At 56.4% G+C, this 6,002-nt stretch carries 8 protein-coding genes and 1 tRNA gene; 4 read left to right on the forward strand and 5 right to left on the reverse strand.

What is annotated here, in order from left to right:
• Window positions 1-163 precede the first annotated feature (163 nt).
• Together H5T74_10900 and H5T74_10905 are read left to right on the forward strand one after the other, a co-directional pair.
• Window positions 164-239 (forward strand) — tRNA-Asn (locus H5T74_10900).
• Window positions 240-898: 659 nt separating this feature from the next.
• Entirely contained in the window at window positions 899-1,117 is a 219-nt protein-coding gene (locus H5T74_10905; protein MBC7230882.1) for a hypothetical protein, read from the forward strand.
• 213 nt (window positions 1,118-1,330) lie between these two features.
• On the opposite strand, the gene H5T74_10910 is transcribed toward H5T74_10905, so the two are convergent.
• Both H5T74_10910 and H5T74_10915 read right to left on the reverse strand, forming a co-directional pair.
• Complete coding sequence (locus H5T74_10910; protein ID MBC7230883.1) at window positions 1,331-1,672, reverse strand: ATP-binding protein; 342 nt, start codon at window positions 1,670-1,672, stop codon at window positions 1,331-1,333.
• A complete protein-coding gene (locus H5T74_10915) occupies window positions 1,672-2,160 on the reverse strand; it encodes a Mu transposase C-terminal domain-containing protein (protein ID MBC7230884.1) in 489 nt (162 codons plus the stop codon). The genes H5T74_10910 and H5T74_10915 overlap by 1 nt, the downstream gene beginning before the upstream one ends.
• Window positions 2,161-3,337: 1,177 nt before the next feature.
• Between H5T74_10915 and H5T74_10920 the strand changes: the two genes are divergently transcribed.
• Together H5T74_10920 and H5T74_10925 are read left to right on the forward strand one after the other, a co-directional pair.
• Window positions 3,338-3,577, forward strand: a complete 240-nt coding sequence (locus tag H5T74_10920) for a hypothetical protein (protein MBC7230885.1) — start codon at window positions 3,338-3,340, stop codon at window positions 3,575-3,577.
• A gap of 75 nt (window positions 3,578-3,652) precedes the next feature.
• On the forward strand, window positions 3,653-4,273 hold the full coding sequence (locus H5T74_10925; protein ID MBC7230886.1) for a class II aldolase/adducin family protein: 621 nt from the start codon (window positions 3,653-3,655) through the stop codon (window positions 4,271-4,273).
• A gap of 413 nt (window positions 4,274-4,686) precedes the next feature.
• Here H5T74_10925 and H5T74_10930 read toward each other — a convergent pair whose 3' ends face one another.
• The 3 genes from H5T74_10930 to H5T74_10940 form a co-directional block, all read right to left on the reverse strand.
• Window positions 4,687-5,238 carry a hypothetical protein gene (locus H5T74_10930; protein MBC7230887.1) on the reverse strand — a complete coding sequence of 184 codons (552 nt, stop codon included), beginning with the start codon at window positions 5,236-5,238 and terminating at the stop codon, window positions 4,687-4,689.
• Window positions 5,239-5,308: 70 nt separating this feature from the next.
• Window positions 5,309-5,497 (reverse strand): hypothetical protein, encoded by a 189-nt coding sequence (locus H5T74_10935; GenBank protein ID MBC7230888.1) that lies wholly within the window; start codon window positions 5,495-5,497, stop codon window positions 5,309-5,311.
• Window positions 5,498-5,524: 27 nt separating this feature from the next.
• A partial coding sequence (locus H5T74_10940; protein ID MBC7230889.1) for a transposase occupies window positions 5,525-6,002 on the reverse strand: 478 nt, incomplete at its 5' end.

A 6,002-nucleotide genomic window follows, 5' to 3' on the forward strand; every position in this document is an offset into this window, starting at 1 on the left:
GGACCGCTCTCCCCAACCGCAAACATCTTGTCTACCAAACTCTCATTATCCCACGCACATGCGTTCCGTATCTTGTACCTGGCGGCGTGGTATCATATAATCTGAAATCGCGCGTGAGCGTCGTTAATAAAGCAGCAGGTAATAATGTCTGTGAGGAGTCCGTTCCCCGGTAGCTCAACCGGTAGAGCGGGTGGCTGTTAACCACTAGGTTGGGGGTTCGAGTCCCTCCCGGGGAGCCAAAGTTGACGTCCTGCATGTTTCAGGGCTTAATAGCTGGAATATGCAGGACTTCTTATCGGTTCCAATGAATTCGTTTCCGTCATAGTAAATCCCCTCCGGGAAAACGATATTGGAACCGCTGCCTTAAGGCGATATCTCCTTGATTCCAAAGTTCATCGAGGTTGGATAAGAAATATCCACAATATTTGACACACCCATACAAATCACTCTCATATTGTGAACATGGCTCACTTCCACGTAAAGAAGAAAAGGGGAAGGCCCTACCTGTACGTGCGTGAGATCGCCCGGGTAGGCGGAAAGCCCAAGGTGGTCTCCCAGGTCTACGTGGGCTCCCCGGAGAAGGTGGCCACCATGGCCAAGGGAAAGCTGGGAGAGGAAGTGAAGCTCCGGGTGGAGGAGTTCGGGGCTCTCTTTCTGGCCGACCTCATGGACAGAGACATAGATTTGGCTGCGATCGTCGACTCCGTGATACCAGAGGTGATAAAGAGGAAGGCCCCTCGGTGGGGAAAACTTCCTCTACGCCGTACTCAACCGCATGGTGTAGGCAACAAGCAAGCGCGCCCTTCCGGAGCGGTACGCACGGACGGCGGTGCAGCAGATAAGGCCAACCGATGTATCCGCGCTTTCGAGCCCGCGCTACTGGGAGAAGTGGGAGCGGGTGGTAGAAGAGGAGCTTTCCGAGATCAGCCGGCGCTTCTTTCAGAGGATGGCCGAGCTGGAGGAGCCCCGGGCCGACTGCCTGCTCTTCGACACCACCAACTACTACGCCTACATGGCCACGCGCACCCCCTCGGAACTTGCGAAAAGAGGTCACCACAAGGAAGGGAAGCGCCACCTCAGGCAGGTGGGCCTGGGGCTTTTGTCAACAACGGTTTAGATGGTCGCCTTTTCAACGGGATAAAATATCCACCTTTCGACGGAGTCACTCGGCTGCAACCGGCAGATAGGTGATGGCCTACACTACCGGGGGTGAACCGGCCGACGGTTGTGGTTGGTTCCTTTCGCCTCCCCTCCGTTATCACAAGCCCTTTGTTATGGACACGGCCTTCCACTTGTCTCAGGAAGCCGCTCTGCGCCCCGCTCCTGTTGCTCATGATGCAGCTGTTGTTCCTGCTAACTCCAGTTCGGCGGGATCGCCGGAGATATCCGCCTCCTCCTCTTCTACGCGTGCCTTGGGCTCCTCCTTGGCGCCGGAGAGCATGCCCGCCCGGCGCTTCTCCTTTAAGCGGAAGGACTCCCCCTTGATGTTGATGGTGGCGGAGTGGCGCGGGAGCCTATCTATGATGGCGGTGGCGAGCACGGTGTCGGAGGAGATCTCCCCCCAGTCGGCAAAGCCCTTGTTGGAGGCGATGATCACCGATCCCCGCTCGTATCTCCGGAAGAGCAGGCGGAAGAGCGCCGAGGCCTCCTCGCGCAGCCCCTCGAGCTCCATCAGCAGCTCGCCTCCTCGTAGACGGAAAGGGGCCGGGCCTCCACGAAAGATGCCTCCGCCCACAGTCCGGCGTGGTATTCGGGGCAGGTGGCCCAGCCCGCGGCCGGGTCCCGGCGGATATGCACGGCGGCGAGCTCGCGGCCATCAAATACCCGAACGGTCCCGTCCAGGCCTATGCGCACCTCCACCCGCTTGCCCGTAAGGTGGTCGGGGACGGCGTAGCGGTTGCCGTCTACGTCTATGCAGCCGTCCCGCCATACCGTCCGCTCCTCGCGGTAAGAGGTGTCGAAAAGGGCGGGGGAAGGGGCAGCAGGTGTTCGCGCTCGCGGCGGAACCTCTCTTACCACCTCCCCGCAGGTGCCGTACACGCGGCAGTCGGCCACCTCCGAGGGCCACTTCTCGGCCAGCTGGTCGTAGGGGGCCCAGGACTCCGCCTCGGGCCAGTGGGCGAAGAAGTTGCCCTTGATGTAAGAGACGATCCTCTCCACCTTGCTCTTGGTGCGGGCCCTCCCGGGCCGGCAGGCGACCGGGCGGGTGCCGTAGTGGTGTCAGAAGTCTATGTAGGCGGGATTGAAGACCACCTTCTCGCCCGCGCGGTGGGAGACGACGCAGGACTTGAGGTTGTCTACGAGATTGCACTCCGAGGCCCCCCGAAGTGCTGAAAGGCCAGCTGCTGCCCCTCGTAGGTGTGGTTGGCGTCCTCCCTGTCTGTGATCCAGAAGAAGAAGCGGCGCGAGCATCCCAAGATGGTGACGCAGAAGTGGGCCGCCTGGGGGATTCCCCTATCTTGACCGGGTGCTCGGCCCAGTCGGTCTGGGACTGCTTGCCGGGTGCGGTCTCGTAGCGCACCGTCCTGCGGCCGTCCCGCAAGGGGCGCTTGGGGCGGATGTGATCCCTGAGCGCCGTGCACCCGCCCTCGTAACCCATGAGCCTGAGCTTTTCAAAGATCACCTCCGCGTTCCATACCCCGCGGGCAGCTCGGAGTCCATGAACTCCTTGATGTTAATGGCCAGGTAAAAATGAACATATCCTGGCCATTAACAATATTTTCACCACCATTGCTTGCAACATCGACTTTCTTGGATAGAATGATACTAGGGTAAATCCGGGAATTCTTCCGGGGGTGATGTCTTATGTTCAACGCCAAACGCTTCAGTCATCTTCTGCTTCTATTGGTTCTCTTGATATCCACGCTGCTCATATTAATGTCGCTTGTATTTGGATGCAGCACAGAGCAAACAAAGACCTCTGTTGACACTTCTTTTGAGGAGAAGATTCCTTCTGCACCTAAACCTGAGCCTGCGCCTGCGCCTGCACCAGCACCTGCGCCTGCGCCTGCACCAGCGCCTGCACCAGCGCCTGCACCTGCGCCTGCACCTGCGCCTGCACCTGCGCCTGCACCTGCTCCACAACCTAGTGGCATACCTTGGAACGAAGCCAAGTACCACATCGGAGAGAGAACCACCGTATATGGCACTGTCGCAAGTACTTACTGGGCTACAGGCAGCAAGGGACAGCCCACCTTTATCAACCTAGGTAATGCATATCCTAATACTAATCGGTTTACAGCCATTATCTGGGTGCAAAATAGAGGCAATTTCAGCTTCGCCCCGGAAAGATACTACAGTGGGAAAACCATTTCAGTCACTGGGTTGATAATAGATTATGAAGGAGTCCCAGAAATTGAAGTCACCTCCCCAGACCAGATTCAAGTTTGGTAAGGCATATCTCGCTTTAATAATCATCATTTGCCTGGCTCTGGGGTTAATCCTTGGATACTTCCTTAAAGGAGATGAGGAGGTAAGTACAAGCGAACCTGCCTTTGAGAGAGAAGTGGTTGTAAACGACGGTGTAAAAATGTACCTGATTCGGCGGGATAAAAATGTAGTTGCTTTGCTTGAGTGATGATGGCGTTGATATCGCCGGAAGGCAGGTAGGAAGAGCTGGAAGAAACCCTCCTTGGAAGAAAGGAGGGTTTTCATGTACAGAGAGGAGTGGTGGGTGAATGCCCGGGCCCTGAGGAAGCAGGGGATGAGCTACAAGGACATAGGCCTGGCCCTGGGTATGGACTGGCGCACGGCAAAGAAGCTCTGTGAGGCCGAGGAGCTGCCCCGGCAGCTGCTGTCAGTGAACATGGAGGGAGAGGTGCTGAGCGGGGAGGGTTATCCAACCACCGAGACCCCCATGCACCTCCGCCTGTACCGGGAACTCGAGGACATCGGCGGGGTGGTGCACGCCCACCCCCCCGTGGCCACTGCCTTCGCCGTGGCCGGAAAACCCCTCGACCTGCACCTCATTCCCGAGGCGGTCATCTTCCTCGGCGAGGTCCCCCTGGTCCCCTTCCATCCCCCCGGGAGCCCGGAGCTCGCGGAGGCCATCGTGCCCTACCTCGCGGACCACGACGCAGTGCTGCTTGAGAACCACGGCGTCCTCTGCTGGGGCAGCGACGTGGAGCAGGCCTACCACCGCCTGGAGACGGTGGAGTTCTGCGCCCAGGTGACCTTCACCTCCCAGCAATTGGGCGGGGCGAGGGAGCTCCCCGCCGGGCCCCTGGAAAACCTTCTCAACCTGCGCCGCATGATGAAGGGCGGCGGAAGATAGAGGCGGCGCTCCCGCGCATCTCCCGCTGCCCCGCCGCCGGCGGGGCGGAGCGGGCCGCGCGCCGGACGGGCGGACGTAGAGATGCCGGCAAATCAAGGGAAGGGTTAAGGGTGGCTTTACCCTCGCGCGACGGACGGCCGGACGGAGAGATGCCGGCAAAGGGCTAAATAATCCTCGCCTGACGCCCGAGAATATGGTTGAAGGGCTTGCGTCCGAGGTGTGGAAACATAAGAGCGAGGGAATATAGAGAGCCTCCCTATCTCATGTGGCCGGTTTTGAGGTGCGTTTTGGTTGGCGCTTTGGGGTGTGATTAACATAAAAATGTAGGCAGGTTGTCGCCCTCTGACTGGCGCTTTACCATGGGTCTGTGAATCATCCAATGCCTGAAACGACCCAAAAATTATTGTGTGATGCTAGTTTTTATTGATAGCTTCCTTTAGTCTGGTGAATACGGAGCACCTCTTTGCGGAAAGCATAATGCCAGCCGTGTCCATAACTGCGTCTACAATTTGATCTGGCAAATTGGTCCACACGAGAGACTTCAAAAATGGGATCATTTTCTGTATTTCCTCTTGGATTCCGTTTCCCATGCAAAGCATAAAAGCAAAAGCGGTGGGATTGACGTACCTTGAGATTCTATCTGGGAACTTGCTAGCAATCTTATCAATAAAAGGATGATAATCGTTTGCGATAAGTAGAAGTTCCCTTGACAAAAAGCCGAAAAGGAAATGCGAAACCGGGTTAAAAACTGAGAAGTTTATGTTTTTATGGCCTAAAAGATTTGAAAGGCCTACGCTTGATGTCAGAGTAGCCCAAAAAATAGCGGATATTTTCTTATTGCCCTTGAAAAAAGTGTATCTCAGGAAGTTTATAAACCACCGGAAATAGGAAAGACTTTTTTCCTTAATGCAGCGATATGAGCCATAGACAAGTATAGAAGTCATCACTGCGATGAAAATCAGCATTTCGTTCAACCTCCCGGATTGCTTATCTGTTTTAGCAGGTTTTTCTCACATCTACCTCCGTTACCAACATTCAATCAAACATTATCCGATATTTCCCACATACACCTCCAGGCATCAAATTTCTACTCAAATTAAGGTAAGCCAAAACGTCAAAGCCCCGGCATTCTTCTTTCCCTATGATGCTCATTCCTATTTTCGCACCTAGAGCTGCAATTTCAGCGATATCCGGGGAAGCTTGAGCGCTTACGGCGTGTTCCATATTCAGTTCCTTTCGTTATCCGTTGCCTCAGGTGAAGGCTGCAGCCAGGGATCTGATGCGGACGAGGACCTCGGCGAATAACTCCCCCGAGATGGCCACCTCCGCCATCTGGAAGACCGTCCTCCTGGAATGATTGATGACCTTGGCCCCGATCTTGATCAGTTTGAGCTGGACGCTCGAGAGCGACCAGTGGGATATCTTTGCGGGAAGGGCGAAGCGCCGGAGGAAGTTGCCCAGGTTGTAGGCCAGTACGAAAAGGGCCAGCCTCACCTGGTCGGCTGCGTACCTGGTGCAGGATAGCCGGGTCCAGGAGAGGGCGTACATGCCTTCCTTGACATGGTTTTCGCATCTGCCCCGCTGGTTGTAGAACCTCACCACGTTCTTCGGCTTCCCCTTGAGGTTGGTCATGATGAACCCCGCCCTGGGGAAGAGCTCGCCCTGATGCCACTCTATCTTGGCGATGATCCTCCTGGACCTGTCCCAGGAGCCCGCCCGGTAGGAGAAG

The sequence above is a fragment of the Actinomycetota bacterium genome (assembly GCA_014360645.1).
GTDB lineage: Bacteria > Actinomycetota > Geothermincolia > Geothermincolales > RBG-13-55-18 > Solincola_B.

Coding starts and splice junctions, on each gene's coding strand:
- H5T74_10910 (MBC7230883.1), bottom strand. CDS start 1,672: ATGGAGCTCGAGGGGCTGCGCGAGGAGGCCTCGGCGCTCTTCCGCCTG.
- H5T74_10925 (MBC7230886.1), top strand. CDS start 3,653: ATGTACAGAGAGGAGTGGTGGGTGAATGCCCGGGCCCTGAGGAAGCAG.
- H5T74_10935 (MBC7230888.1), bottom strand. CDS start 5,497: ATGGAACACGCCGTAAGCGCTCAAGCTTCCCCGGATATCGCTGAAATT.
- H5T74_10920 (MBC7230885.1), top strand. CDS start 3,338: ATGAAGGAGTCCCAGAAATTGAAGTCACCTCCCCAGACCAGATTCAAG.
- H5T74_10930 (MBC7230887.1), bottom strand. CDS start 5,238: ATGCTGATTTTCATCGCAGTGATGACTTCTATACTTGTCTATGGCTCA.